Origin of the sequence: Domibacillus sp. 8LH, from assembly GCF_038806185.1 — a bacterium.
In the GTDB taxonomy this organism is placed as follows: domain Bacteria; phylum Bacillota; class Bacilli; order Bacillales; family Domibacillaceae; genus Domibacillus; species Domibacillus indicus_A.
This window is the reverse complement of sequence record NZ_JAVJNG010000110.1, coordinates 1-286: the sequence shown is the minus strand read 5'-3', so window position 1 is coordinate 286 and position 286 is coordinate 1. Positions and strand designations below refer to the sequence as shown.

Below are 286 nucleotides of genomic sequence, written 5' to 3'. Positions count from 1 at the left end.
AGTCGTAACAAGGTAGCCGTATCGGAAGGTGCGGCTGGATCACCTCCTTTCTAAGGATATTTACGGAAACAGGAACTCCGTTCCTGGCACGTTGACGTTTGATTTTGTTCAGTTTTGAAGAGTTCAATCTCTTCTTGTGCCCGCATTTATTTATGCAGGCAGCTGAAACTGTTCTTTGAAAACTGGATAGAAGCAACACATTGTATGACCAAAGCAAAAAACCGAGTAAGATACACCGCCATTTTAGGTTAAGTTAGAAAGGGCGCACGGTGGATGCCTTGGCACT

Annotated in this window: 1 rRNA gene; it reads left to right on the top strand. The window is 44.4% G+C overall.

Annotated elements, in window-relative coordinates:
• A 16S ribosomal RNA gene (locus RG959_RS24025) occupies positions 1-50 on the top strand; the annotation flags it as partial.
• Positions 51-286: the final 236 nt, after the last annotated feature.